The sequence below is a fragment of the Actinomadura opuntiae genome (assembly GCF_030283205.1).
Classification (GTDB): Bacteria; Actinomycetota; Actinomycetes; order Streptosporangiales; family Streptosporangiaceae; genus Spirillospora.
In genome coordinates this window covers 1-23,789 of sequence record NZ_JASNWF010000016.1, presented here as the reverse complement: position 1 = coordinate 23,789, position 23,789 = coordinate 1, and the positions used below count along the sequence as shown (strand labels likewise).

At 73.2% G+C, this 23,789-nt stretch carries 21 protein-coding genes; 10 read left to right on the top strand and 11 right to left on the bottom strand.

Annotation, left to right across the window (positions count from 1 at the left end; genetic code table 11):
* Nucleotides 1-10 precede the first annotated feature (10 nt).
* The 6 genes from QP089_RS31115 to QP089_RS31090 form a co-directional block, all read right to left on the bottom strand.
* Nucleotides 11-2,527 (bottom strand): protein kinase domain-containing protein, encoded by a 2,517-nt coding sequence (locus tag QP089_RS31115; RefSeq protein ID WP_285916351.1) that lies wholly within the window; start codon nt 2,525-2,527, stop codon nt 11-13.
* Nucleotides 2,490-4,409 (bottom strand): serine/threonine-protein kinase, encoded by a 1,920-nt coding sequence (locus QP089_RS31110; protein WP_285916349.1) that lies wholly within the window; start codon nt 4,407-4,409, stop codon nt 2,490-2,492. The genes QP089_RS31115 and QP089_RS31110 overlap by 38 nt, the downstream gene beginning before the upstream one ends.
* A 53-nt stretch (nt 4,410-4,462) precedes the next feature.
* A complete protein-coding gene (locus QP089_RS31105) occupies nt 4,463-5,287 on the bottom strand; it encodes a serine/threonine-protein kinase (RefSeq protein ID WP_285916347.1) in 825 nt (274 codons plus the stop codon).
* A 72-nt stretch (nt 5,288-5,359) separates the two neighbouring features.
* Nucleotides 5,360-6,310 carry an acyl-ACP desaturase gene (locus QP089_RS31100; RefSeq protein ID WP_285916346.1) on the bottom strand — a complete coding sequence of 317 codons (951 nt, stop codon included), beginning with the start codon at nt 6,308-6,310 and terminating at the stop codon, nt 5,360-5,362.
* A gap of 204 nt (nt 6,311-6,514) precedes the next feature.
* Nucleotides 6,515-7,282, bottom strand: coding sequence for an SDR family NAD(P)-dependent oxidoreductase (locus QP089_RS31095; RefSeq protein WP_285916344.1), 768 nt, complete (start codon nt 7,280-7,282; stop codon nt 6,515-6,517).
* 135 nt (nt 7,283-7,417) lie between these two features.
* On the bottom strand, nt 7,418-8,086 hold the full coding sequence (locus QP089_RS31090; RefSeq protein WP_285916343.1) for an NADPH-dependent F420 reductase: 669 nt from the start codon (nt 8,084-8,086) through the stop codon (nt 7,418-7,420).
* An 83-nt stretch (nt 8,087-8,169) separates the two neighbouring features.
* Between QP089_RS31090 and QP089_RS31085 the strand changes: the two genes are divergently transcribed.
* Nucleotides 8,170-8,541, top strand: a complete 372-nt coding sequence (locus QP089_RS31085; protein WP_285916341.1) for a winged helix-turn-helix transcriptional regulator — start codon at nt 8,170-8,172, stop codon at nt 8,539-8,541.
* Here QP089_RS31085 and QP089_RS31080 read toward each other — a convergent pair.
* Complete coding sequence (locus tag QP089_RS31080; protein WP_285916339.1) at nt 8,528-9,310, bottom strand: enoyl-CoA hydratase/isomerase family protein; 783 nt, start codon at nt 9,308-9,310, stop codon at nt 8,528-8,530. The two genes, QP089_RS31085 and QP089_RS31080, sit on opposite strands and share 14 nt — an antisense overlap.
* 143 nt (nt 9,311-9,453) lie before the next feature.
* Between QP089_RS31080 and QP089_RS31075 the strand changes: the two genes are divergently transcribed.
* The 3 genes from QP089_RS31075 to QP089_RS31065 all read left to right on the top strand — a co-directional run bounded on the left by QP089_RS31075 (nt 9,454) and on the right by QP089_RS31065 (nt 13,837).
* Nucleotides 9,454-12,486 carry a DEAD/DEAH box helicase gene (locus tag QP089_RS31075; RefSeq protein WP_285916338.1) on the top strand — a complete coding sequence of 1,011 codons (3,033 nt, stop codon included), beginning with the start codon at nt 9,454-9,456 and terminating at the stop codon, nt 12,484-12,486.
* Nucleotides 12,487-13,266, top strand: a complete 780-nt coding sequence (locus tag QP089_RS31070) for an SWIM zinc finger family protein (RefSeq protein WP_285916336.1) — start codon at nt 12,487-12,489, stop codon at nt 13,264-13,266.
* 112 nt (nt 13,267-13,378) lie between these two features.
* On the top strand, nt 13,379-13,837 hold the full coding sequence (locus QP089_RS31065) for a VOC family protein (RefSeq protein ID WP_285916334.1): 459 nt from the start codon (nt 13,379-13,381) through the stop codon (nt 13,835-13,837).
* Nucleotides 13,838-13,982: 145 nt separating this feature from the next.
* Here QP089_RS31065 and QP089_RS31060 read toward each other — a convergent pair whose 3' ends face one another.
* Complete coding sequence (locus tag QP089_RS31060; RefSeq protein ID WP_285916332.1) at nt 13,983-14,156, bottom strand: hypothetical protein; 174 nt, start codon at nt 14,154-14,156, stop codon at nt 13,983-13,985.
* A 12-nt stretch (nt 14,157-14,168) separates the two neighbouring features.
* Complete coding sequence (locus QP089_RS31055; protein ID WP_285916330.1) at nt 14,169-15,329, bottom strand: sensor histidine kinase; 1,161 nt, start codon at nt 15,327-15,329, stop codon at nt 14,169-14,171.
* Nucleotides 15,330-15,417: 88 nt separating this feature from the next.
* On the opposite strand from QP089_RS31055, the gene QP089_RS31050 reads away from it, so the two are divergent.
* The 4 genes from QP089_RS31050 to QP089_RS31035 are packed head-to-tail and all read left to right on the top strand — an operon-like array spanning nt 15,418 to nt 17,981.
* Nucleotides 15,418-16,290 carry an ABC transporter ATP-binding protein gene (locus tag QP089_RS31050; protein WP_285916328.1) on the top strand — a complete coding sequence of 291 codons (873 nt, stop codon included), beginning with the start codon at nt 15,418-15,420 and terminating at the stop codon, nt 16,288-16,290.
* Nucleotides 16,287-17,141, top strand: a complete 855-nt coding sequence (locus QP089_RS31045) for an ABC transporter permease (protein ID WP_285916325.1) — start codon at nt 16,287-16,289, stop codon at nt 17,139-17,141. The genes QP089_RS31050 and QP089_RS31045 overlap by 4 nt, the downstream gene beginning before the upstream one ends.
* A gap of 25 nt (nt 17,142-17,166) precedes the next feature.
* The gene (locus tag QP089_RS31040; RefSeq protein ID WP_285916324.1) at nt 17,167-17,424 is read left to right on the top strand and encodes a helix-turn-helix transcriptional regulator; all 258 of its coding nucleotides are present in this window, start codon (nt 17,167-17,169) and stop codon (nt 17,422-17,424) included.
* A gap of 29 nt (nt 17,425-17,453) precedes the next feature.
* Nucleotides 17,454-17,981 carry a hypothetical protein gene (locus tag QP089_RS31035; protein ID WP_285916323.1) on the top strand — a complete coding sequence of 176 codons (528 nt, stop codon included), beginning with the start codon at nt 17,454-17,456 and terminating at the stop codon, nt 17,979-17,981.
* Here QP089_RS31035 and glgP read toward each other — a convergent pair.
* Together glgP and QP089_RS31025 are read right to left on the bottom strand one after the other, a co-directional pair.
* A complete protein-coding gene (gene glgP / locus QP089_RS31030) occupies nt 17,978-20,614 on the bottom strand; it encodes an alpha-glucan family phosphorylase (protein WP_285916322.1) in 2,637 nt (878 codons plus the stop codon). The two genes, QP089_RS31035 and glgP, sit on opposite strands and share 4 nt — an antisense overlap.
* Before the next feature lie 55 nt (nt 20,615-20,669).
* The gene (locus QP089_RS31025) at nt 20,670-21,179 is read right to left on the bottom strand and encodes a VanZ family protein (RefSeq protein ID WP_285916321.1); all 510 of its coding nucleotides are present in this window, start codon (nt 21,177-21,179) and stop codon (nt 20,670-20,672) included.
* Between the two features lie 223 nt (nt 21,180-21,402).
* Between QP089_RS31025 and QP089_RS31020 the strand changes: the two genes are divergently transcribed.
* Together QP089_RS31020 and QP089_RS31015 are read left to right on the top strand one after the other, a co-directional pair.
* A complete protein-coding gene (locus QP089_RS31020) occupies nt 21,403-23,421 on the top strand; it encodes an alpha-1,4-glucan--maltose-1-phosphate maltosyltransferase (RefSeq protein WP_285916320.1) in 2,019 nt (672 codons plus the stop codon).
* A gap of 56 nt (nt 23,422-23,477) precedes the next feature.
* A partial coding sequence (locus tag QP089_RS31015; RefSeq protein ID WP_446474101.1) for an alpha-amylase family glycosyl hydrolase occupies nt 23,478-23,789 on the top strand: 312 nt, incomplete at its 3' end.

Genomic DNA, 23,789 nt, shown 5'->3' with positions numbered 1-23,789 from the left:
CGCTCCGGGCTCACACGTAACCGGTGCGGCGGAGTTCGGTCTCCAGGGCGGCGAGGAAGGCGTCGACCTCGTCCTTGTCGTAGGTCTCGCGGAGGCGGCGCAGGGTGAAGGAGCGGGCGCGGACGTCGTCGGCGCCGATCACCTCGGCGAGGGCGCGGCGGTCGCCGACCAGCCAGGCGCGGACGCGGCCGACGAAGCCGTCGACCTCGGCGGGGTCGTAGCCCTCCTTGAACCGGGCGCGGGTGAAGCGGGCGGTGCCGAGCAGGGCGACGACGCGGCGGACGTCGGCGAGCTGCCCCGGCATCACCGGATGGCCCTGCAGGAGGCCCTGCGCGTGCCGGGCGTACAGGCCCGCGGCGCGGTAGATCTCGGCGAGGCGGGGGCCGTTGGCGGGGACGCCGGTGCCGGTCTGCGCGTCGCGGGCGGCGCGGGTGGCGGCGGCGAGCGACTTGCGGGCGTAGCCGGCGGTGTGCTCCGACCAGGTCCCGCCGATGGCGTGGCTGCGTTCGGCGGCGACGAGCTCCCGCTTGGCCTCGGCGAGCGACACCTCGATCACCGAGACGGTCAGCGCGAACCCGGCCTGCGCGAACGCGGCGCGGCCTGCCACGACCCGGTCGGCGGGCGGCTCGGGCTCGGGCGGCGGCGGAGGCGGCTCCGGTTTCGGCTCGGGCTTGAGCTTCAGCCGGGGCGCGATCGAGCCGGGGTTGGCGAACCGCGCGGCCAGTTCGGCGGCGTCCGGTCGCAGGTCCGGGTCGCGGGCGAGCGCGTCCTCCAGCACCTCGCGCAGGTCGGGGTCGATCCCGGCGAGGTCCGGCCATCCGGTCAGGACGCGCCGGACGAACGCCGCCGGGCTCGTCGCCTCGTAGGTGCGGCGCCCGGTCGCGGCGTAGGCGATCGTCGCGGCCCAGCCGAACACGTCGGTGGGCGGGCCGGCGGGTTTGCCCTCCAGCACCTCGGGCGAGACGTAGCCGGGCGTGCCGACGGGGCCCTGGGTCAGCCGCGACGCGCCGGAGAGATAGGCGATGCCGAAGTCGATCAGGATCGGCTCGCCCGCCACCAGCATCACGTTGCCCGGGTTGACGTCGCGGTGGACGCTCTCGGCCTCGTGCACGGCGGCGAGCGCGTTGGCCAGGCCGCCGGCCAGCCGGAGCAGCCCGTCGCGGGGCAGCGGGCCGCGGCCCTTGACCGTCTCCAGCAGCGAGGTGCCCTCGACGTAGTGGGTGACGATGTAGGGCGGTTCGCCGTCCACGTCGTGGTCGACGAGCTCGACGACGTTGCGGCTGCGGATCCGGCGCATCGCCTCGACCTCGCGGCGCAGCCGGTCCTTGGCCTGGAACTCGGCGGGCAGGAACGGGTGCAGCGTCTTGATCGCGATCATCCGGCCGTCGTCGGCGCGGGCGAGGAAGACGTCGCCCATGCCGCCGCGCCCGAGCCGCTGCAGCGGACGGTACGGGCCGATCGGCGCGAGCGGGCGGGGCCGCCCGTCCGGCATGCGTCCCCCGGTGGACACGGCGGGGCCGCTGCCGCTGGACACCCGCAGCCCGGCCGAGTCGGGGCGCAGCGCCCGCAGCCGCCGCACCAGCGCCTCCGCGGACGGGCGGGCGGACGGATCGGCGGCGAGCGCGTCGGCCAGCAGGGGGCGCAACTCGTCGGGGACGCCGCTCAGGTCGTGGTCGCCGCGGATGATCCGGACGCAGACCGCCGCGTCGTTCGGCGCGTCGTACAGGTCGACGCCGGTCGCCGCGAACGCGATGGTCGCGGCCCAGGCGAACACGTCGGCGGGCGGGCCCGCGTCCGCGCCCTCCAGCAGCTCGGGCGCGAGATACCGCCAGGTACCGGACCGCCCGCCGCCGGTGTGGGTGAGCCGGGTGTCGTCGACGCCCTGCGAGATGCCGAAGTCGATCACGACCGGTTCGCCGGCCTCCAGCAGCACGTTGCCGGGCTTGATGTCGCGGTGCACGACCCCCGCCCGGTGCACCGCTTCCAGCGCCTCGGCCGTGCCGACCGCGATCCGCCACAGCGCCGCGCCGGTGATCGCGCCGCCGCCGCGGACCTCGTCCAGGAGCGGCCGCCCCTCGACGTACCGGGTGACGATGTAGGGGACGCGGGCGTCGACGTCGAACTCGACGACCTCGGCGACGCGGGGGCTGGTGACGCGGCCCATCGTCTCGACCTCGCGGCGCAGCCGGGCCCGCGAGTCGCCGGCGTCGACCAGGTGCGGGTGCAGGGTCTTGACGGCGAACGTCCCGCCGCGCGGGTCGCGGGCGCGGAACACCTGCCCCATGCCGCCGGAGCCGATCAGCTCCACCGGCCGGTACGGGCCGATCATCTCGGCCCGCTCCCCGTCCACCGGCGGGTCGGCGCGCCGCGGGTCGTCGGCCGGGAGGGCGTCCTGCGGGAGCGGCGGCGCGGGGGCGGGGGCGGCCGCGAACGGCGGCGGGCCGTCGGGCGGCCCGGTCGGCCCTGGCGGCGGGGGGACCCAGGCTCCGTCAGGCGAACGGGAACCCGGTGACGAGGTCGTGGACATCGCTGCGCAGGCTCTCCAGGTTCTGGCTCATGCCGTCCAGCGGGGTGGTGTCGGGTGGCTGCTTCTGGGAGAGGCCGACCAGCACGGCCGCGAAGATCCCCAGGATGAGGGCGGCGACGAGGGCGGCCTCGGTGCGCGGGAGCAGCGCGCCCCAGATCCGGGCCAGCTGCCGGCGCGGCGCGCCGCTGCCCGGCGCCAGGCACAGCAGCCCGATCACCGCCATCGCCGAGTACGCGATCGCCCGGGACGCGGTCATGTCGGACTTGGTGAAGATCAGCACGCCGAGCAGGACCAGGCCGGCGAACACGCTGAGCGCCGACAGCAGCGCGGTGACCATCACCGCGCCCGGCAGGTGCAGCGGGGTGCGGAACGCCGCCGCGACGACGTCGCCGGAGCGCGGGCCGCGCCGGGTCCGCTTGCCCTCCATGCCCTGCGCGGCCTTGTCGGCGCTGCGCAGCACCAGCACGCCCACGATCGTGACGCCGACCGCGAGCAGCGGCGCGATGTTGGCGAAGCCGAGCAGCGCCACCAGCACGATGAAGCCGAGGACCCGGTACCAGCCGTAGGGCTTGCGGGCCTCCTTCTTGTCGCGGTCGTCGCGGGCGGGCTCGGGACGGCGGCGCTGCGCGTCCTGCCGCGGGTCGTAGGGGCCGCCCTGCTGCGGGCCGCGCTGCAACGCGTTCGGCGGCGGCTGGGTCGGCGGCTGGGTGGGCTGGTTGTAGGGGCCGTAGGCGGACGGCGGGTAGGTGCCCTGCTGCCCGTAGTTCTGCGCCCCGTACCGCGGCGCGGCGTCGTAGGGGCCGGGCGCGGGCGGCGGGACGGGCGGCGGCGCGGCCGGGGGCAGCTGCCCGACGAAGTCCTTCGGCTGCGCCGGGACGGGCGCGGGCGCCGGAAGCGGCGCCGGAGCGGGCGTCGCGGTGCGCCCGCCGGTGCGGCCCTCCGTGCGGCCGGTGGTCTCGCTCGGCGGCATGGCGAACTGCCGGGCGTGGTCGGGGGCCGGCCGCTCGGCGACCGGCTGGGCCGTCCCGTCCGGGCGGGTGTAGTGCTGGTCGACCCGCGTCTGGTCGGTGATCGTCGCCTCGAGGTGGATGCGCCGCGCCAGCTGCACGAGCGTGACCGCGGTGGGCCGCTCGGCCGGGTTGCGGGCCATCGCCGAGCGCAGCAGCGGCAGCAGCGCCTCCGGCACGCCGTCCAGGTCGGGCGTGCCCTGCATGATCTTGTAGAAGATCGACTCGAAGGTGCCGGAGCCGAACGGCGGGCGCCCGGTCGCGGCGTAGGCGACGGTGCCGGCGAGCGCGTGCACGTCGGACGGCGGGCCCGCGTCCTCGCCCTCGATGATCTCCGGGGCGAGGTAGCCGGGGGTGCCGATGACCATGCCGGTGGCGGTCAGCCGGGTCGCGTCCGCGCCCTGCGCGATGCCGAAGTCGATGACGACCGGCTCGCCGTCCACGATCATCACGTTGCCGGGCTTGAGGTCGCGGTGCACGATCCCGGCGCCGTGGATCGCCGACAGCGCCGACGCCAGCCCGACCGTCAGCCGCTGCAGGCCCTGCCCGTAGATGGGGCCGTTCTCCTCGACGACCTCCTCCAGCGTGCGGCCGGGCACGTACTGGGTGACGATGTACGGCTGGTCGGCGGTGACGTCGGCGTCGAGGATCTCCGCGACGTGGGGGCTGTGCACGCGCCGCATCGAGTCGACCTCGCGGGCCAGCCGGCGGCGCGCCGTGGCGTCGCCCGCCACCGCGGGCCGCAGCACCTTGATGGCCACGTTGCGCCCCTCGGGGTCGGCGCCGAGGTAGACGACGCCCATGCCCCCTTCCCCGAGGGTCTGGAGCACGCTGTAGTGGCCGATACGGTCCCCGGACGTGACTGCTCCCTCCATCGTTTCCGAAACCCTACCTTCGCCGCCCCCGGCGGAAGGATCCAACGGTCATCTCAGGCCGCCGCGAACCGGCCGTGGACCGTGGTAGGGTCGTCACTTTGCGCGAGCGCGCCCGCGATCCAGCGCGCGGACGGGCGCGCCGCCGGGTCCCGCGCGAGCGCCCGGCGCACCACGCCGAGCAGCGGCTCCGGCACCCCGTCCAGGTCGGCCTCGCCGCGCAGGATCCGGAAGCACACCCCGTGCAGCGAGCCGCGCCCGAACGGCGGGCGGCCCGTCGCCGCGAACGCCGCGCTCGCGCCCCACGAGAACACGTCCGACGCGGTGGTGGCGCGCTCCCCCTCGATCAGCTCCGGCGCCAGGTAGGCGGGCGTCCCCACGACCATCCCGCGCCGGGTGATCTGCTCCATCCCCGCCTGGTGGGAGATGCCGAAGTCGATCAGCGTGGGCCGGTCGCCCAGCACGATCACGTTGCCCGGCGCGACGTCGCGGTGCAGCACCCCCGCGTCGTGCACGTCGCCGAGCGCCAGCGCCAGCCGCCGCGCGAACCGGACGAGCCGCCCCCCGCCGAGCGGCCCGTACGCCCGGACCAGGTCGTTCAGCGGGCAACCCGGGACGTACTGCATCACCACGTACGGCCGCTCCGCCGAGACCCGCCCGTCCAGCAGGCGCGCCACGTAGGCGCTGTTCACGCGCGCCTGCACGGCCAGCTCGCGGGCCAGCCGCGCCAGCGCCTCCGGCTCGCCCGCGACCTGCGGGCACAGCTCCTTCACCGCGACCTCGCGGCCCTGGGAGTCCAGGGCCAGATGCACCACCGCGGTGCTCCCCCGGCCGATCTCGTCCAGCAACCGATACTCGCCCAGCCGCCGATGAGTCCCCATGAACACTGAGACGCCGGGAATCACCCACTCGTTCCTGGCGACCCCCCACGAACCTCGCCCCGGGGGGGCGAGTCACCCCTTGCGGGCCTCCTGGCGGGCGCGGCGCTCTTCGCGGCGGGTCTCGAACTTGGTGGCGGCGGCGTCGAGCTGCTCCAGGAACTCGGCGAGCTCCTCGCGGGCCTTGTCGCCGTCGCCGGTCAGGTCGGTGCGGTCGAACACGCCCCACTTGCGCAGCACCGGGTTGAGCACGTCGTCGTGGTGCAGGCGCAGGTCGTAGATGCCGGCGTTGGCGATGACGACGGACTTGCGCAGGAACCCGTCGATGCTGTGGCCGGGCATCTGGAAGGACTTGACGACGTCGGTGACGGCCCGCATCGTCTCGTTCGGCGCGGCCTCCAGCGCGGCGGCCATCAGGTTCCGGTAGAAGATCATGTGCAGGTTCTCGTCGGCCGCAACGCGCGCCATCATCTGCTCGCAGAGCGGGTCGCCGGACGCCCGGCCGGTGTTGCGGTGCGACACGCGGGTGGCGAGCTCCTGGAACGCCACGTACGCGGTTCCGTGCAGGAACGAGTCGCCGTGGTCGGCCTCGTAGCCGGCCTCCATGTGCCGCATCCGGGCCCGCTCGAGCGCGACCGGGTCGACGGCGCGGGTGACGGTGAGGTAGTCGCGGATGACGATGCCGTGCCGGTTCTCCTCGGCCGTCCACCGGTTGACCCAGGTGCCCCAGGCGCCCTCGCGGCCGAAGACGGTGGCGATGGCCCGGTGGTAGCCGGGCAGGTTGTCCTCGGTGAGCAGGTTGACGATGAGCGCCTCGCGCGCCTCCGGGGTCACCTTCGACTGCTCGATCGACCACGGCTCGCCGTCCAGCGGACCGTCGAAGTCGCGGCCCTCGCTCCACGGCACGTACTGGTGCGGGAACCACTCCTTGGCCATGGACATGTGCCGGTCGAGCTCCTTCTCGACCACCGGCTCGAGGTCGAGCAGGAGTTCGGTCTGGAACTTCTCTTCGGGGGTCACGGACATGCGCTTCCTTCGCTGGACGTGTCGGGATGCCGGACGGTGCCGCCGCGCCCGCGGCACGGAGTGGGGCGCCCAGCAGGCCGTTCTAACCTACTCAAGCGTAGGTTCGATGGTCGCCAGTCGGCACGACCCGCGTCAAGTCACCCCCGTGACAATCCGCCCCGGGAGTGTTTTGTAGATCTGAGCGAAACCGGTGGTCCGTTTTTGTCACTGCGTGTCGGCCGCCTGGTGCCACATCCGGTTCACCGCGGCCCTGAGCAGGGGGCGCGGGACGAGCTTCAGCGCGGGCAGCGCCGCCTTGTACTGGACGCCGGGCACGGAGAGCGCGCGTCCGGCCGACACCGCGTCCAGTCCCGCCCTGGCCACGTCGTCGCGGCGCAGCCACAGCAGGCTGGTCGGCGCGTCGTCCTCGGTGCGGGTGAAGCCGGGGCACAGCGCGGTGACGTGCACGCCCTTGGACGCGACCTCCGCGTGAAGGCTCTCGGAGAAGGACGCGACGTAGGCCTTGGTCGCGCCGTAGGTCGCGCTGCCGGGCGAGGGGGTGAACCCGGCCATGGACGCGACGTTCAGCACTCCGCCGCGTCCGCGCAGGAGCATCCCGGGGAGGGCGGCGTGGGTGAGCCGCACCAGCGCGGTGACGTTCAGCTCCAGCTGCCGGAGGTGGTCCTCGACGGGCAGCTCCGCGAACGCTCCAAAGGCGCCGTGGCCGGCGTTGTTGATCAGGAGCTCGACGGGCTCGGCGCGCAGCCGGCGCTCGATCTCGGCGCGCTGGCCCGGGTCGGTGAGGTCGGCGGCCAGCACCTCGACCGCGACCCGGTACCGCTCGACCAGCTCGCGGGCGAGCCCGTCCAGCAGGTCGCCGCGGCGGGCCACGATCACCAGGTCGGTGCCGCGGGCGGCCAGGATGCGGGCGAAGCTCTCGCCGATCCCGCTGGACGCGCCGGTCACCAGCGCGGTTCGGTACGCGTGTCGCATGGCGGCAGATGCTAGCGGTGATCTTGGCCGCGCCCGGCGGCACTCGCCGAAAACGCTTCACAAATGGCACGAAGAGGACCATCACGGGGGTGCCTCGCGGGGTGCGCGGCGGCCCCGGGCCCGCCGCGCGCCCCGTCAGCGGGCGGGTTCGGACGTCCGCTGCGGCGCCCGGGCCATGACGACGCCGGCCGGGGGCAGCATCGTCAGCGGGTCCTCGCCGGCCGTCCACAGCCCGACCAGGAACGCGGTCGCCGCCTCCAGCAGCGCCGCCCGCTCCAGGCCGCCGCCGTCCATCGGGACGCAGCCGAGGTCGGTCACCAGGCGGCGCACCACGGCCAGCGCGTCGGGGTCGTCGCCGCACAGCGGGACGCCGAGCGGGCGCCCGCCGAAGGCCGGCGGCGTCATCCGCCACACCGGGTCCGGGCAGGTGTTGAACGCCTTCACCACCCGCGCGCCGGTCAGGTCGGCGATGCGGCGCGCCGCCGAAGGGCCGCCGCCGGTCTTCATCCGCTCGAACGGCGGTTCCATCGGGTTCGTGCAGTCGATGAGGACGCGTCCTGTGAGGGGCCCCGCCTCGCGCAGCGCGTCTTCGACGCCCTCATGGGCGACCGCCAGCAGGACCGCATCGCCGAACTCGGCCGCCTTCCGGAGCGTCCCGCCTTCCGCTCCGTGGCCGATGCGTCCAGCTAGCGCGATCGCCTTCTCCGGCGTCCGCGCCCCGATCCGCACCTCGTGCCCCTTGCCCGCCCATTGCGTGGCGAGCGCGTCCGCCATGTTCCCTGCACCCAGCACACCGATCCGCATATCTGCCTCCCGTGTCGATTACCGTCGGACGGGACGCTAAGCGGTTCGTTCCGCACCATCCGGTGCGTATCGGGAGGGGCAGAATGGACGATCTGGAGTTCATCGCCGACTGCCAGACACGGCTCGGCCTCGACCTCCTGTCCGGCACCTGGACGGGCGTCGTGCTGTGGACGCTGCAACACGGCCCGCTGCGTCCCCGCGAACTCCAGGACCGCATCGGCGGCATCAGCCACAAGGTGCTGACCGAGACGCTCCGGCGCCTCGAGCACAACGGCCTGGTCGTCCGCCGCCGCTATGCCGAGGCGCCGCCGCGCGTCGAGTACGAGCTGACCGGCCCGGGGCGCGGGATGCTCGAACCCCTGAATGCCCTGGGCCGCTGGACCGAGCGCTACGCCGCCGACGTCCTGGACGCGCAGGAACGCGCGGTGTCGGACGGCGCGCTCAGCGGCCCGTGAACTTCGCCTTCCCCGGCCCCTCCTCCACGAAGGACTTCATGCCGTTCTTCTGGTCCTCGGTGGCGAACAGTGCGGCGAACTGCGTCCGCTCGATCTCCAGCCCGGTGGCGAGGTCCACCTCCAGCCCGGAGTCGATCGCCTGCTTGGCGGCGCGCAGCGCGATGGCGGGCCCGCCCACGAACGTCGCCGCCCACTCCTTGGCCGCCGAGTAGACGTCGGCGTCGGGAACGACCCGGTCCACCAGCCCCATGGCGAGCGCCTCATCGGCCTTGACGTGCCGTCCGGAGAAGATCAGGTCCTTGGCCCTGGACGGGCCGACCAGCCGCGCGAGCCGCTGCGTGCCGCCCGCGCCCGGGATGATGCCGAGCTGGATCTCCGGCTGCCCGACCTTCGCACCCTCTCCCGCGACCCGCAGGTCGGCGGTGAGCGCGACCTCCAGCCCGCCGCCGAGCGCGTACCCGGTGATCGCCGCGATCACCGGCTTCGGGATCGCGGCGAGCGCCCGGGTGAAGTCCTGAAGGAGCCGCGAGTGGCCCGCCGCCATCTCCGCGTACGCCATCGGCGCCATCTCCTTGATGTCGGCGCCCGCCGCGAACACCCGCTCCCCGCCGTACAGCACCACCGCGCCGACCTCGTCGTCCTCGGTGACCTGCCGCGCCGCGTCGATCAGCTCCCGCTGCATCTGCGCGTTCAGGGCGTTCATCTTCGGACGGTCCAGCCTGATCGTCGCGACGCCGTCCTCCGTCTCCACCCGCACGAACTCGCCCACGAACGCCTCCAAGATCCTCCGGTCGACCGACGCCCCCGAACCTAACAACCCGTCCCGGCGCCCCGGCACGGCCGCCCGGCTGTCGGACCCCACTGGTAGCTTCGGGCCCGGCAGTCACATCGCACGTCACCCGGGGGTTTCGGATGCTGGTCGCCCATGCCGCATGGCATGGCGGGGCGCTGTGCGTGTGGGCCGAGCGCACCGGCCCCCACGACCCGCCCGGCGGCGACGCGCACCCGTTCGCGACCCGCGACTTCACCGGGACGTCCTACGAGCCGCTGCTGCGGGGCGCGTTCCGGGTCGAGCTGACCCTGTCGCTGCCGACGCACGGCGACCATCCGCTGCCGTCCGCCGAACTCGGCCCCGAACCGGTGCCCGGGGAGCCCGGCCTGCGGCCGTGGCGGGTCCCGGCGCTGGTGCTGGAGCCGTTCCCCGCGATGGCGCTGCTGCAGTCCGCCGAGCACAGCGGCGACGTCGTCCCCGGCTCCGACCTGCGGTTCCTGTGCGTCCTCGCGGACGAGGCCGTGCACCTCGCCGGGCGCGGCCAGGTGCTGCCGGCGCTGCTGCGCGAGGACGGCGACCTCGTCGCGCGCTGGCGCCCCGTCCTGGACGACCCGGTCCGGTTCCGCGCGCTGGCCCGCGCGATGCCCGCCGCGTGCCGCGCCGCCGACGGGGGGCGTCCCGCCGCGCAGGTGCTGCGGGAGGCGCTGTCGGGGCTGGTCGACACCGCGGTCCGGGGCGTCGTCCCGCATCCGCTGCTGCCGCCGCGGCGCGGCAAGGTCCCCGACCGGCTGCCGCTCGCCGAGCGCTGGGCGGAGGCGCTGACCGGGCCGTCCGCCGAGGTCGCGCGGGAACCCGGCGACGACCCGGACGAGTTGATCGCGGAGCTGGACGCGTGGGCCGCCGCCGCGCGCCGCCCGTCCGGGCCGCTGCGCGTCTGCTTCCGCCTCGCCGAACCGGGCGCCGAGGAGTTCGCCGCCGACCCCGCCGCCGAATCCGAGGACCCCGAAGAACCCGAGGAATCCGGGGACGCCTGGCGCGTCGAGTTCGCCCTCCAGGGCACCGACGACCCCAGCCTCTACGTGCCCGCCGCGATGGTGTGGGACGGCGAGGCGACCTCGATCCCCGACGCCGAGGAGACGCTCCTCGCCGGCCTCGGCCGGGCGCTGCGCCTGTTCCCCGACATGGCGCCCGCGCTCGACGGCCCGGCCCCCGCCGGGCTGCCCCTCGACACCGCCGGCGCGTTCCGCTTCCTGCGGCGGGCCGCGCCGATGCTGGCCGCCGCCGGGTTCGGCGTCCTGCTCCCCCAGTGGGCGGGCAAGGCCAAGCTCGGCATGAAGCTGACGACCCGGAGCGACGACCCCGAGGCGTCGTCGGGCGCCGCATCGCCGTCCGGCTTCGACCTCAAGGGCATGATCAACTTCCGATGGGACCTCGCCATCGGCGACGAGACCATCGACGAGGCCGAGCTGGAGGAGCTGGCCCGGCTGAAGACGCCGCTGGTCCGGCTGCGCGGCCAGTGGGTCGAGCTGGACGAGGAGCAGCTGGAGGCCGCGCTCGACTTCCTGCGCCATCCGCGCCAGGGCCGGATGGCCGCCGCCGAGGCGATCCGCGCGATCGTCCACGCGGGCGACGACGCCCTCCCGCTGACCTCCGTCGACGCCGACGGCACCTTCGGCGACCTCCTGTCCGGCGAAGCCGACCGCCGCCTCACCCCCATGCGCACGCCCGACGACCTGGACGCCGAGCTGCGCCCCTACCAGGAACGCGGCCTGGCCTGGCTGACCTTCATGAACGACCTCGGTCTCGGCGCCCTGCTCGCGGACGATATGGGGCTTGGTAAGACGATTTCGGTTTTGTCCCTTCTCGTCCACGAACGCGAAGATGGCGCCCGGCCCGGCCCCACGCTGGCGATCCTGCCGATGTCGCTGGTCGGGAACTGGCAGCGGGAGGCGGCGCGGTTCACGCCGAAGCTGCGCGTGTACGTCCACCACGGGACGGGCCGCCACCGCGGCGAGGAGCTGCTCAAGGCCGCCGCGGCGGCCGACCTCGTCCTGACCACCTACGGGACGGCCACCCGCGATGCGGAAATGCTCTCGCCCGTCGAGTGGGAACGGATCATCTGCGACGAGGCACAAGCCCTCAAGAACAGCGGGACGCGACAGGCCAGGGCGGTGCGGAGCATCCCGGCGCGCAGCCGGATCGCGCTCACCGGTACGCCGGTCGAGAACCACCTCACCGAGCTGTGGTCGATCATGGAGTTCGCGAACCCGGGGCTGCTCGGGCCGCGATCCGCGTTCCGGCAGCGGTTCGCCGTCCCGATCGAGAAGGAGGGCGACGAGCAGGCGGCGCTCGCCCTCAAGCGCGCGACGCAGCCGTTCATCCTGCGCCGCCTCAAGACCGACAAGTCGATCATCTCGGACCTGCCGGAGAAGCAGGAGATCAAGGTCTACTGCAACCTGACCACCGAGCAGGCGTCGCTCTACCGGGCCACCGTGGACGACATGCTGGAGCAGATCGCCGAGGCCGACGACAAGCAGCGGCGCGGGCTCGTCCTGGCGACGATGGCCAAGCTCAAGCAGGTCTGCAACCATCCCGCGCACCTGCTGAAGGACGGCTCCCGCCTGCCGGGCCGCTCCGGCAAGCTCGAGCGCCTCGAAGAGATCTGCGCCGAGGTCCTCGACCAGGGCGAGAAGGCGCTCGTCTTCACCCAGTACGCCGAGTTCGGCTCGATGCTCCAGCCGTACCTCGCGGCCCGGCTCGAACGGCCCGTGCTCTGGCTGCACGGCGGCACGTCCAAGCAGGCCCGCGACGACCTCGTCCAGCACTTCCAGCGGGACGCCGGACCGGCGATCTTCCTGCTGTCCCTCAAGGCCGCCGGCACCGGCCTCACGCTGACCGCCGCCAACCACGTCGTGCACGTCGACCGATGGTGGAACCCCGCCGTCGAGGACCAGGCCACCGACCGGGCGTTCCGCATCGGCCAGACCCGCAACGTGCAGGTCCGCAAGTTCATCTGCGTCGGCACGATGGAGGAGCGCGTCGACGAGATGATCGAGCGCAAGAAGGCGCTCGCCGAATCGATCGTCGGCACCGGCGAGGAATGGCTGACGGAACTTTCCGTCGCCGAACTCCGCGACGTCCTGCGGCTGTCCCCCGAGGCGGTGAGCGACTAAATGGACGAGGAAGGCCTCAAGGCCCGCACCAAACGCGGCTCGATCGGCGCGCAATGGTGGTCGCGCCGCTTCATCGACCTCCTGGAGTCCTTCGCCGACAAGGGCCGCCTCTCCCGCGGCCGCACCTACGCCCGCAAAGGCCAGGTCTACGACCTGCGCGTCACCCCGTACGAGGTCACCGCGAAAGTCAGGGGCTCACGTCCCGACCCCTACGACGTGGCCCTCGGCATCGAAGGAATCGACACAGCGAACTGGCGCCGCGCCGAAAAGGAGCTGGCGTCCCGCGCCGTCTTCCGCGCCCGCCTCCTCGCCGGTGAAATGCCCCCGGAAATCGAATGGGTCTTCGCCGAACTCGGCCTCGCCCTCTTCCCCAACACGGCCTCCGACCTGCACCTGATGTGCGATTGCCCCGACTGGGGCGACCCCTGCAAGCACACCGCCGCCGTCCTCTACCTCCTCGCCGAGGCGTTCGACGACGACCCGTTCCTCATTCTCGAATGGAACGGCCGCAGCCGCGACCAGCTCCTCACTGCCCTGCGCCGCGGCTCCACCACGGCCCCCGACCCCCTGGAAATGGAAGACGAGCCCCTGTCGGCCACCGATTTCTGGACGACCCCGTCCGGCCTCGCCCGCCTCCGCGACCGCCCACCCGCACCTCCCGTCCCACCCGGCTTCATCCTCCAGGTGGCAACCCCGCCCCCAGTGAAAATCCGCCGCCGCCCCCTCCCCGACGCCCTACTCCCCGCCTACGAAGCCCTAGCCACCAAGCCATCCGAGTGACCCAGCGCCACTCAACACCAACGGCGCCGATTTCCTACGCATCCACGTCACCGACAACCCCGTCCTCACCCCAGCCGAGCTCCTCCACCCCGTACTCTTCGACTACGCTCGGATGACCATGCTCGAACTGCACGGAATCAACCATTTGACACTGTCTACGACCGACCTCGACCGGCTCGTGGCGTACTACACGGAGTTGCTCGGAGCCACGCTCGCGTTCGAGCGCGCTGCAACCCCTGCTGATCCTCGGGTCGCGGTCATCGATGTCGGCGGGGCCGACCACCTGATGATCGTCGAAACCGCCACCACTCCCACCACTGATCTCGACCCCCTGGGCCGGGCGGGCTGGGGACTGCGCGTTGGCACCCACGCGCAGCTATGTGAGCTTCGCGAACAAATACAGGCCGCCGGGTGGCCGGTCGGACAGATCGAGACACTCCCCACTCAATGGACGATGACGGTGCGCGATCCCGATGGCCGCCCTGTGGACGTCCGGGCCCATCGGCCACGCACCACATCGCCGCCATCAACCACCGGCCACGGCAACCCGGACTTCCGAAACACGCCCTAGACCTCCGGATCGCCGGCTCGGCCATGGATGCTTCGTCAGAGCTTGCCGGGGTCTGCGTGGGACGGGTGCACGCCTACCGGGCGGCGGCAGCCCGGCTCGAAGAGTTGCTCATGGAGTCCCTCGGGTTGCGGGAGCAGTACGGCCGTCAGCCGTAGTGGCGGCCGGTGCAGCCGATCTCTCCGGAAAGGGTGGCGCAGATGCCGAGGAGGCCGACGATCTCCGCGTAGTCGGTGGAGGTGAACTCGGTGGTGCGGGAGGCCGTGAGCTGCACGCCCGGGATGAGTGAGCCCTCCATGTCGACGGAGACGAAGACCTTCATGGGGTCATGGTTTCAGGTGGGGAGGGTGGCGCGGACGCGGAAGCCGGTGGGGCGGGGGCCGGCTTCCAGGGTGCCGCCGAGGGCTTCGGCGCGGTCGCGCATGCCGCGGATGCCGCTGCCGTCCCCGGCGGCGGGCGCGGTGCCGCGGCCGTCGTCGTCCACGGTGATCGTGACCGCGTCGCCGGTGTAGCGGACGCGGACGACGGCCGAGGACGCGCCGGAGTGCCGGGTGACGTTGGTGAGGGCCTCCTGGACGATGCGGTACGCGGCGTGGTCGGCGTCGGGGGGCAGCGGGCGGGGGGCGCCCTCGGTCTCGGTGCGGACGGTGAGGCCGGAGGCGGCGATGCCGCCGGTCAGGTCGTCGAGGCGGGCGAGGCCGGGCCGGGCGGGGGCGTCGACCTGGCGGAGCACGCCGAGGGTGGCGCGCAGTTCGCGGAGGGTGTCCTTGCTGGCGTCCTTGATCGCGGTGAGCGCGTCCTCGGCCCGGCCGGGCTCGCGGGGCAGGACGTGCAGAGCGGCGGTGGCCTGGACGTGGATCAGCGAGATGTTGTGGCCGAGCGCGTCGTGCAGTTCGCGGGCGATGCGGAGGCGCTCCTCGATGGCGCGGCGGCGGGCCTCCTCCTCGCGGGAGCGTTCGGCTGCGGCGAGGCGCCGCTCGGCCTCGCGCAGGTAGGCGCGGCGGTTGCGGGCGAGGCCGCCGATGGCGATGACGGCGACGAACCAGCCGGCGAGCAGGAAGGTGGCGGCGTCGGCCAGGTGGTTGATCTTGTCGCTGTCGTTGCCGTAGAGCGTGGCGGCCATCGCCGCCGCGGCGAGCGCGGACGCCGTCGCGATGTGGCCCTCGGCCGCCGCGGTGTAGAGCGCGATGACGAAGGTCATGATGATCGGGCCGTCAGGTGAGCTGACCGGGTAGTAGACGGCGCAGGCGGCGAAGGTGACGAGCGCGGCGGTGCGCGGGTGGCTGCGGCGGAAGGCCAGCGCGCCGCACGCGACCAGCAGCAGCGCCCAGCCGTAGTACGCGAGGGTGCCGCGATGCAGCGCGTAGGTCGCGATCAGGGCGATCGCGGCCAGGACGGCGAAGCAGGCGGCGCCGAGGAGGGCGTCGGCGAGGCGGCCGCGCGGCCACCGGAGCGCGGTCGCGGCACGGTCCCGGGCGAGGGCTGGTGCGCGCACGACCCCATCCTGCCAGCCTTGCGACTCTGCGATGAGATGTAGTACTTCTACTATCAATGAACGAAGCTCCGATACGGATGGGGGGCGCATGGACGAGCCGGTGATCCGGACGCGCGACCTGCGGATGCGCTACGGCCGCACCGAGGTGCTGCGCGGCGTGGACCTGGAGGTCGGGGCGGGCGAGGTGGCCGCGCTGCTCGGCCCGAACGGCGCGGGCAAGACGACCACGATCGAGATCCTGGAGGGGTTCAGGCGCCGGTCGTCCGGCGAGGTGAGCGTGCTCGACGCCGACCCCGGCACCGGCGGCGCGGCGTGGCGGGCGCGGCTCGGGATCGTCCTGCAGAACTGGCAGGACCACCCGCGCTGGGGCGTCCGGCAGCTGCTGGCGCACATCGCCGGGTTCTACGACCGGCCGCGCGACCCCGACGAGCTGCTGGAGGTCATGGGCCTGACGGCGCAGGCCGGGCAGGCGGTCGCGCGGCTGTCGGGCGGGCAGCGCCGCCGGCTGGACGTCGCGCTCGGCATCGTAGGACGCCCCGAGGTGCTGTTCCTGGACGAGCCGACGGCCGGGTTCGACCCGCAGGCGCGCCGCGACTTCCACGAGCTGGTCGCGCGGCTCGCCCGCGACGACGGCATGACGATCCTGCTGACCACGCACGACCTCGCGGAGGCCGAGCGGCTCGCGGACCGGATCGCGATCCTGGTGCGGGGCGAGGTCACGGTGAGCGGCACCCCGTCCGGGCTGGCGTCGGTCGTGCAGGCCGCGTCGGAGGTGCGGTGGCTGGAGGACGGCGCGCCCCGCACCGAGCGGACGCCGGATCCGTCGCGGCTGGCGTACGAGCTGCACGCGCGGTTCGGCGGCCCGGTCCCGGGCCTGGAGATCCGGCGTCCGACGCTGGAGCAGAGCTACCTGAACCTGGTCGCCGGCGCGGCCGTGGCCGAGGAGAGGACGGCGGCGTGAACACCAGGGCGATCGGGATCGGGGCGCGGCGCGGCTGGGCCGAGCACGTGCACACCCTGCGGAACCGGCGGGAGCTGCTCTCCGGGCTAGTCGGGACGGTCGGCGTCTTCGTGCTGATGGTGCGCTGGCAGGGCGGCCACGACGCGGAGGGGACGCGGGTGCCGCAGGGCCTGCTGCTCGCCGCCGGGTTCGTCGCGTTCTGCGTGTTCTCGACCGGGCTGATGAACCTCGCGATGATGATCGCGGCGGACCGGGAGGAGGGCACGCTGCTGCGCCTGCGCACCGTGCCCGGCGGCGTCCCCGCCTACCTGGTCGGACGGGCCGTCTCGGTGCTGCTGCAGATCGTCACGTACATCGCGTTGATGCTGGTGGCGGGCATGGCGTTCGCGGGCCTGGACCTGCCCTCGGACCCTGGCCGGTGGCTGACGCTGCTGTGGGTGTCGGCGCTCGGGACCCTCGCGGTCGTCCCGTTCGGCGCGGCGCTCGGCGCGCTGCTGCCGGGGCCGCGCAACGCCGCGAGCATCCTGTCGCTGCCGGTGATGGGGCTGATGGTCGTCTCCGGGGTGCTGTTCCCGGTGACCTCGCTGCCGGAGCAGGTGCAGTGGATCGCCCAGGCGTTCCCGCTGTACTGGGAGGGCCTCGGGCTGCGGTCGGCGTTCCTGCCGGACGCGATGCTCGCCGGAGAGATCGGCGGGAGCTGGCGCCCGCTGGAGACCGCGGCGGTGCTCGGCGCGTGGGCCGTCGCGGGCCTGCTGACCGCGCCGTGGCTGCTGCTGCGCGCGACGCGGCGCGAGTCCGGGACGCGGCTGGCCGAGCGCCGGGAGCGCCGCGCCGCCCAGGGCGCGTTCTGACCCGCGGGTGCGGGAGACTGGGCCGGTGGCGGACGGCAGGACGGGCGGCAAGGCCGACAAGGAGCACGTCCACAACCGGATCGCGGTGCTGCGCGCCGAGCGCGGGGTGTCGCGGCGCGAGCTGGCGACGGCGCTGGGCGTCCACTACCAGACGATCGGCTACCTGGAGCGCGGCGAGTACAGCCCGAGCCTGCACCTCGCGCTGCGGATCGCCGCCTTCTTCGAGGTGCCGGTCGAGGTCGTGTTCTCGCTGACTCCGTTCCCCCGCCTGGGGAGCGCCTGATGCCCGTGCCGGAGAGGGGAGCTCGCGGAATGTGGGAACGGTGGTCGCGGCACCGGGAGGAGGTCCTGGAGTCGGACCTGCTGCCGTCCTGGTACGCGACCCGGCGCCGGCGGCGCGGGCTGGCGGCCGCCGGCCTGGCCGGGCTCGCCATGATCTGGGCGGGCACGGTCGTGTCGTGGCACCTGGCGCCGAGCGACACCGCCATGGTCGTGACGGTCACGCTGCTGGCCGTGTCGGTGGCGGTCACGCTGCCGGTGGTGTCGCTGCTGAACATCGCCACCCGCGGGACGATGTCGCTGGCCGAGCACCGGCTGGACGAGCGGCAGGTCGCCGACCGGCTGCGCGCCTTCACGGCCGCGCACCGGATCATGCTCGGGGTGCTCGTCGCCGTGGTGGTCGCGGTGATGGCGAGCGGCACCGACCGCGTCCCGATGGCGGCCGTCGTCGTGGGCGTGGTCGCGCTGTTCGAGACGCACATGCTGCTGCCCGTCCTCGTCGCCGGGTGGCGGCTGCCCGATCCGCCGCCCGACGACGAGGACGAGGAGGACGGCGCCTAGCGCAGGTCGCCGTTCGTCATCCCGTGCGGCGCGGGCGGCAGCGCGACCAGGCCCATCTCGGCCCGGCCGGACAGCATCGGATGGCTCGGCACCACCCGGACGCCGTACCCGAACGCGCCGCTGCGCCCGAGCGGGACCTCCCCGGTGTAGCGCAGCCGCCCGTCACCCGCCGGCTCGGCGCCGCCCAGCTCGGCGTACGACGGGTCGATCAGCGCGTCGGCGTCGTCGACGCGGCCGTAGGCGACCTCGACGGCGACGTCGTCGGGGTCGAGGCCGCCGAGCGCGACGACGGCCTTCACCGTCAGCCGCGCCCCGACCTGCGGGCTCTCCTCGCCGTTGGACTCGACGTGCTCGATGGCGACACCGGGCCACGCCTTGGCGACCCGCTGCTTCCAGCCGGCCAGCGCGCGGGCGCCGGCGTACTTGTCGGCGACCATCTCGCGCTCGGACGCGGCGGCCGGGGTGTACAGGTCCTGCACGTAGTCGCGGACCATCCGGCCGGCGAGCACCTTCGGGCCGAGCGTGGCGATGGTGTGCTTGACCATCTCCAGCCAGCGGCGCGGCAGGCCTGCCGAGTCGCGGTCGTAGAAGGTGACCGAGACGTGGTCCTCGATGAGCTCGTACAGCGCGGCGGCCTCCAGCGCGTCCCGCCGCTCGGGGGCGGCCAGGCCGTCGGCGGACGGGATCGCCCAGCCGTTCTGGCCGTCGTACCACTCGTCCCACCAGCCGTCCCGGATGGACAGGTTCAGCCCGCCGTTCAGGGCCGCCTTCATCCCGGACGTGCCGCAGGCCTCCAGCGGCCGTAGCGGGTTGTTCATCCACACGTCGCAGCCCTGCACCATGAGCCGCCCGAGCGCCATGTCGTAGTCGGGCAGGAACACGATGCGGTGCCGGACGTCCTCCTCGTCGGCGAACCGGACGATCTCCTGGATGAGCCGCTTGCCGCCCTCGTCGGCCGGGTGCGCCTTCCCGGCGATGACGATCTGCACCGGGCGGTCCGGGTCGAGCAGGATCCGGCGCAGCCGGTCCGGGTCGCTCATCATCAGCGTGAGCCGCTTGTAGGACGGGACGCGCCGCGCGAACCCGATGGTCAGCGCGTTCGGGTCGAGGGCGTCGTCGATCCAGGAGACCTCGGCCTCGCTGGCGCCGCGCTGCAGCCACGACTCGCGCAGCCGGCGCCGCGCGTCCAGCACGAGCCGCTCGCGCAGCAGCCCGCGGATCCGCCAGATCTCTCCGTCGGGGACGTCGCGGACCCCTTCCCAGCCGCGCCCGGACGTCATCAGGGCGGGCATCTCGCGGGCGGCCAGTTCCAGGATCTCGCGGGCCACCCAGGTGCCGGCGTGGACGCCGTTGGTGATGGACCCGATGGGCACCTCGGCGGTGTCGAAGCCGCCCCACAGGCCGCCGAACATCTCGCGGCTGACCTCGCCGTGCAGCTCGCTGACGCCGTTGACGCGCTGCGCCAGCCGCATCCCCATGACGGCCATGTTGAACACCGTGCGGTCGCCGCCGGGATAGTCCTCGGCGCCGAGCGCGAGGACCCGTTCGACGGGGACGTGCGGGTCCTCGTTGGGGCCGCCGAAGTACCGGGCGATCAGGTCGCGCGGGAACCGGTCGATGCCGGCCGGGACCGGGGTGTGGGTGGTGAACACGGTGCCCGCCCGCGTCGCCTCCAGCGCCTCGTCGAAGGTCAGCGCGTGCTCGGACACCAGTTCGCGGATGCGTTCCAGGCCGAGGAACCCGGCGTGGCCCTCGTTGGTGTGGAACACCTCGGGCGCCGGGTGCCCGGCGATGCGGCAGTACGCGCGGATGGCGCGCACGCCGCCGACGCCGAGCAGCATCTCCTGCAGCAGCCGGTGGTCGCCGCCGCCGCCGTACAGCCGGTCGGTGACGTCGCGCGCGGCCGGGTCGTTGTCCTCGACGTCGGAGTCGAGCAGCAGTTGCGGGACGCGGCCGACTCTGGCCAGCCACACCTGCGCGCGCAACTCGGGGGGTCCGGCGCCCTGCTCGCCGCTGCCGTTGCCGCGTCCGGCCGCGGGGGGCAGGCCGATCGCGACGCGGACCGGCGTCCCGTCGGCCTCGCGCAGCAGGGTCAGCGGCAGGCCGTTGGGGTCGATGGGCGGGTAGCGCTCCAGCTGCCAGCCGTCCGGCGACAGCGACTGGGAGAAGTAGCCGTGCCGGTACAGCAGGCCGACCGCGATGATCGGCACGCCGAGGTCGCTTGCGGTCTTGAGGTGGTCGCCGGCCAGGATGCCGAGGCCCCCGGAGTACTGCGGCAGCGCCGCGGTGATGCCGTACTCCGGCGAGAAGTAGGCGATGGACGATGGGGCGCCGGTCAGCGACTGGTACCAGCGCGGTGCGGTCAGGTACTCGTGCAGGTCCTCTGCCGTGTCCTGGAGCCGGCGCAGGAAGCGCCGGTCGCCGGCGAGCTGCGCCAGCCGTTCCGGCGCGACCTCGCCGAGCAGCCGGACGGGGTCGTGGTGGACGGCCTCCCACAGCGCCGGGTCCACGGCGCGGAACAGGTCGAGCGTCTCGTGGTGCCATGACCAGCGCAGATTGAGGACGAGCTCCTCGAGCTGCCGGAGCGGCTCCGGGAGGACGGTGCGAACCGTGAATCGTCGGATTGCCTTCACGCAACGTCACGCTATGCAATGCGATGCGATGACGCGACAGCCGGGAGGGGTTTCGTCACCTCGCGGACCGGTCGGCCGCGAGCGCCCGCAGGCGCAGGAACCCCGATGCGGTAAGGGCTCCCGCGGCCACGCCCAGCGTGTTGTAGGCCATGTCGCCGGGATCGCATTCGCGGCCCGGATCGAGAGTTTGCAAGAACTCGACCAGAACGAACCCCGCCGAGAAGACGGCGGGCGCGGCGACGGGGCGGCGCGTCAGCAGGACCCCGAGAAACCCCAGAGGCACCCATAAGGCGACATTCATGACATCCTCCAAGCCGCGCGATCCGAAGATGCGCAGCGACCAGGCGATGTCGGACACCGGGGTCGCGACGCAGTGCTCCAGCCGCGCGCCCGCGCCCGGCGCGACGTCGGCCGGCAGCGTGATCGCCAGCACGAGGCCCGTCCACGCGAGCAGCGCCAGCGCCGGCAGCGGCGCCCACCCGGTCCGCCGCGCGACCGGCCGCCACAGCAGGGCCACCGACAGCGCGATCACGACCCAGAGCGCCAACGGGCGCACCACCTCCATGGGGACATGATCGGGCACGCCGGTTCAACGATTCGCCGCCGCGCCGGGTTCGCGCCCTCCGGTTCCCCGGTCAGGCGCCGGGCCCGAAGCCCCAGGAAGATCGCTTCACGGTCGCGGAGCGTTGTCCGGAAGGTCGCGCAAAGTTATCGGAAAGAGGATGACGGGTGACGCCGCATCCCGGGCATGGACGTTTCGGAGGTCTCGATCGGGTAGGGGTGGGCACATGCAAGTCGAGTCCGGAACGTCCAAGAAGACCGATATTCCGAGGCTCGGGCGGATCCCGATCCTGGACGTGGCGCCGGTGGTGTCCGGCGGCCGGTGGGCGGCGAAGGCGGTGGTGGGCGAGACGGTCGAGGTGTCGGCCACGGTGTTCCGCGAGGGGCACGAGATGCTGGGCGCGGCGGTGGTGCTGCGGTCGCCGGAGGGCACCGAGCAGCCCGGCGAGCCGATGGCCGAGGTCGGCACGGGCCTGGACCGCTGGGCGGCCCGGGTCACCCCGACGCAGATGGGCGAGTGGTCGTTCCGCGTCGAGGCGTGGGGCGACCCGATCGCGCACTGGCGGCACGACGCGGAGATCAAGATCCCGCGCGGCCAGGACGTCGAGCTCATGCTCACCGAGGGGGCGCGGCTGTTCGCCCGCGCCGCCGAGGCGGTGCCGAGCAAGGACCGCCCGACCCTGACCCGGCTGGCCAAGTGCCTCGGCGACGAGACGGTCCCCGCCGGCGACCGGATGGAGGCGGCGGCCGATCCCGACGTGGCCGACGTGCTGGAGCGGCATCCGCTGCGGGACCTGCTGACGGTCTCGGAGTGGTACCCGCTGGTGGTGCACCGGCAACGCGCGCTGTACGGCGCCTGGTACGAGTTCTTCCCCCGCTCCGAGGGCGCCACCTTCGACCCGCTGGGCCGCCGCGGCCCGATTTCGGGAACGTTCCGAACCGCGATGAAGCGGCTCCCGGCGATCGCCGACATGGGCTTCGACGTGGTCTACCTGCCCCCGGTCCATCCGATCGGGACCACGTTCCGCAAGGGCCCCAACAACACCCTGGACGCCGGCCCGTACGACCCCGGCTCCCCGTGGGCGATCGGCTCGCCCGAGGGCGGTCACGACGCCGTCCACCCCGACCTCGGCACCCTGGCCGACTTCGACGCCTTCGTCGCCTACGCCGCCGACCACGGCCTGGAAGTCGCCCTGGACCTGGCCCTGCAATGCTCCCCCGACCACCCCTGGGTCACCGAGCATCCCGAATGGTTCACCACCCGCGCGGACGGCACGATCGCCTACGCCGAGAACCCGCCCAAGAAGTACCAGGACATCTACCCCCTGAATTTCGACAACGACCCCGAGGGGCTGTACGCCGAGGTCAAACGGATCGTCCACCACTGGATGGACCACGGGGTTCGGATCTTCCGCGTCGACAACCCCCACACCAAACCCGTCGACTTCTGGGAACGGCTGCTCGCCGACATCCACGCCACCGACCCCGACGTGCTGTTCCTGGCCGAGGCGTTCACCCGCCCGGCGATGATGCACACCCTGGCCAAGATCGGGTTCCACCAGTCCTACACGTACTTCACCTGGCGCAACTCCGCCGACGAACTCGCCGCCTACTTCACCGAACTCGCCGGCGACGCCGCCGCCTACATGCGGCCCAACGCCTTCACCAACACCCCCGACATCCTGAACGAATACCTCCAGCACGGCGGCCGTCCCGCCTTCGAGATCCGCGCCATCCTCGCCGCGCTGCTGTCGCCCACCTGGGGGATCTACTCCGGCTACGAGCTGTGCGAGAACACCCCCGTGCGGCCCGGCAGCGAGGAGTACCGCGACTCCGAGAAATACCAGTACCGCCCCCGCGACTGGGAGGCCGCCGACCGCGACAACACCACCATCGCCCCGCTGATCACCCGGCTCAACACACTTCGCAACGCCCACCCCGCACTCCAGCTACTACGGAATCTGCACTTCCATCCCATCGACCAGCCCGAGCTGCTCGCGTTCTCCAAACGCCATATGGACGACGTGGTGCTCGCGGTCGTCAATCTCAATCCGCACCAGGCGCGCGAGGCGACCGTCCATCTGGACCTCGCCGCGCTCGGCCTTCCCAACGACCCCGACCGACCCTTCACCGTCCATGACGAACTGGACGACGCGACCTACACCTGGCGCAAGTCCAATTACGTCTACCTGGACCCGCATACACGACCGGCGCACATCTTCACGTTCCGGAGCAGCGAGAGTTGAGCGGACCGAACGAGCCCCAGGCACCCTCCCCGACGCCCGGCCCCACTCCTGGGCCGGTGCCCCGGGACGAACCCGTCACCGAGATCCCGCCCGACGCCATCCATTCGCCGTCAGAGCCCGTCCCCGACGCATTCAGCCCCGAGACGCCCCGCGACCCGCACTGGTTCAAGACGGCGGTGTTCTACGAGGTGTCGGTGCGCGGGTTCTGCGACTCCAACAACGACGGCTACGGCGACCTGCGCGGTCTCATCTCCAAACTCGACCATCTGGAATGGCTCGGCGTCGACTGCCTGTGGCTGCTGCCCATCTACCAGTCACCGCTCAAAGACGGCGGCTACGACATCTCCGAGTACACCAGGATCCTCCCC

Coding starts and splice junctions, on each gene's coding strand:
- QP089_RS31115 (WP_285916351.1), bottom strand. CDS start 2,527: ATGTCCACGACCTCGTCACCGGGTTCCCGTTCGCCTGACGGAGCCTGG.
- QP089_RS31110 (WP_285916349.1), bottom strand. CDS start 4,409: ATGGAGGGAGCAGTCACGTCCGGGGACCGTATCGGCCACTACAGCGTG.
- QP089_RS31105 (WP_285916347.1), bottom strand. CDS start 5,287: ATGGGGACTCATCGGCGGCTGGGCGAGTATCGGTTGCTGGACGAGATC.
- QP089_RS31100 (WP_285916346.1), bottom strand. CDS start 6,310: ATGTCCGTGACCCCCGAAGAGAAGTTCCAGACCGAACTCCTGCTCGAC.
- QP089_RS31095 (WP_285916344.1), bottom strand. CDS start 7,282: ATGCGACACGCGTACCGAACCGCGCTGGTGACCGGCGCGTCCAGCGGG.
- QP089_RS31090 (WP_285916343.1), bottom strand. CDS start 8,086: ATGCGGATCGGTGTGCTGGGTGCAGGGAACATGGCGGACGCGCTCGCC.
- QP089_RS31085 (WP_285916341.1), top strand. CDS start 8,170: ATGGACGATCTGGAGTTCATCGCCGACTGCCAGACACGGCTCGGCCTC.
- QP089_RS31075 (WP_285916338.1), top strand. CDS start 9,454: ATGCTGGTCGCCCATGCCGCATGGCATGGCGGGGCGCTGTGCGTGTGG.
- QP089_RS31070 (WP_285916336.1), top strand. CDS start 12,487: ATGGACGAGGAAGGCCTCAAGGCCCGCACCAAACGCGGCTCGATCGGC.
- QP089_RS31065 (WP_285916334.1), top strand. CDS start 13,379: ATGACCATGCTCGAACTGCACGGAATCAACCATTTGACACTGTCTACG.
- QP089_RS31060 (WP_285916332.1), bottom strand. CDS start 14,156: ATGAAGGTCTTCGTCTCCGTCGACATGGAGGGCTCACTCATCCCGGGC.
- QP089_RS31050 (WP_285916328.1), top strand. CDS start 15,418: ATGGACGAGCCGGTGATCCGGACGCGCGACCTGCGGATGCGCTACGGC.
- QP089_RS31035 (WP_285916323.1), top strand. CDS start 17,454: ATGTGGGAACGGTGGTCGCGGCACCGGGAGGAGGTCCTGGAGTCGGAC.
- QP089_RS31025 (WP_285916321.1), bottom strand. CDS start 21,179: ATGGAGGTGGTGCGCCCGTTGGCGCTCTGGGTCGTGATCGCGCTGTCG.
- QP089_RS31020 (WP_285916320.1), top strand. CDS start 21,403: ATGCAAGTCGAGTCCGGAACGTCCAAGAAGACCGATATTCCGAGGCTC.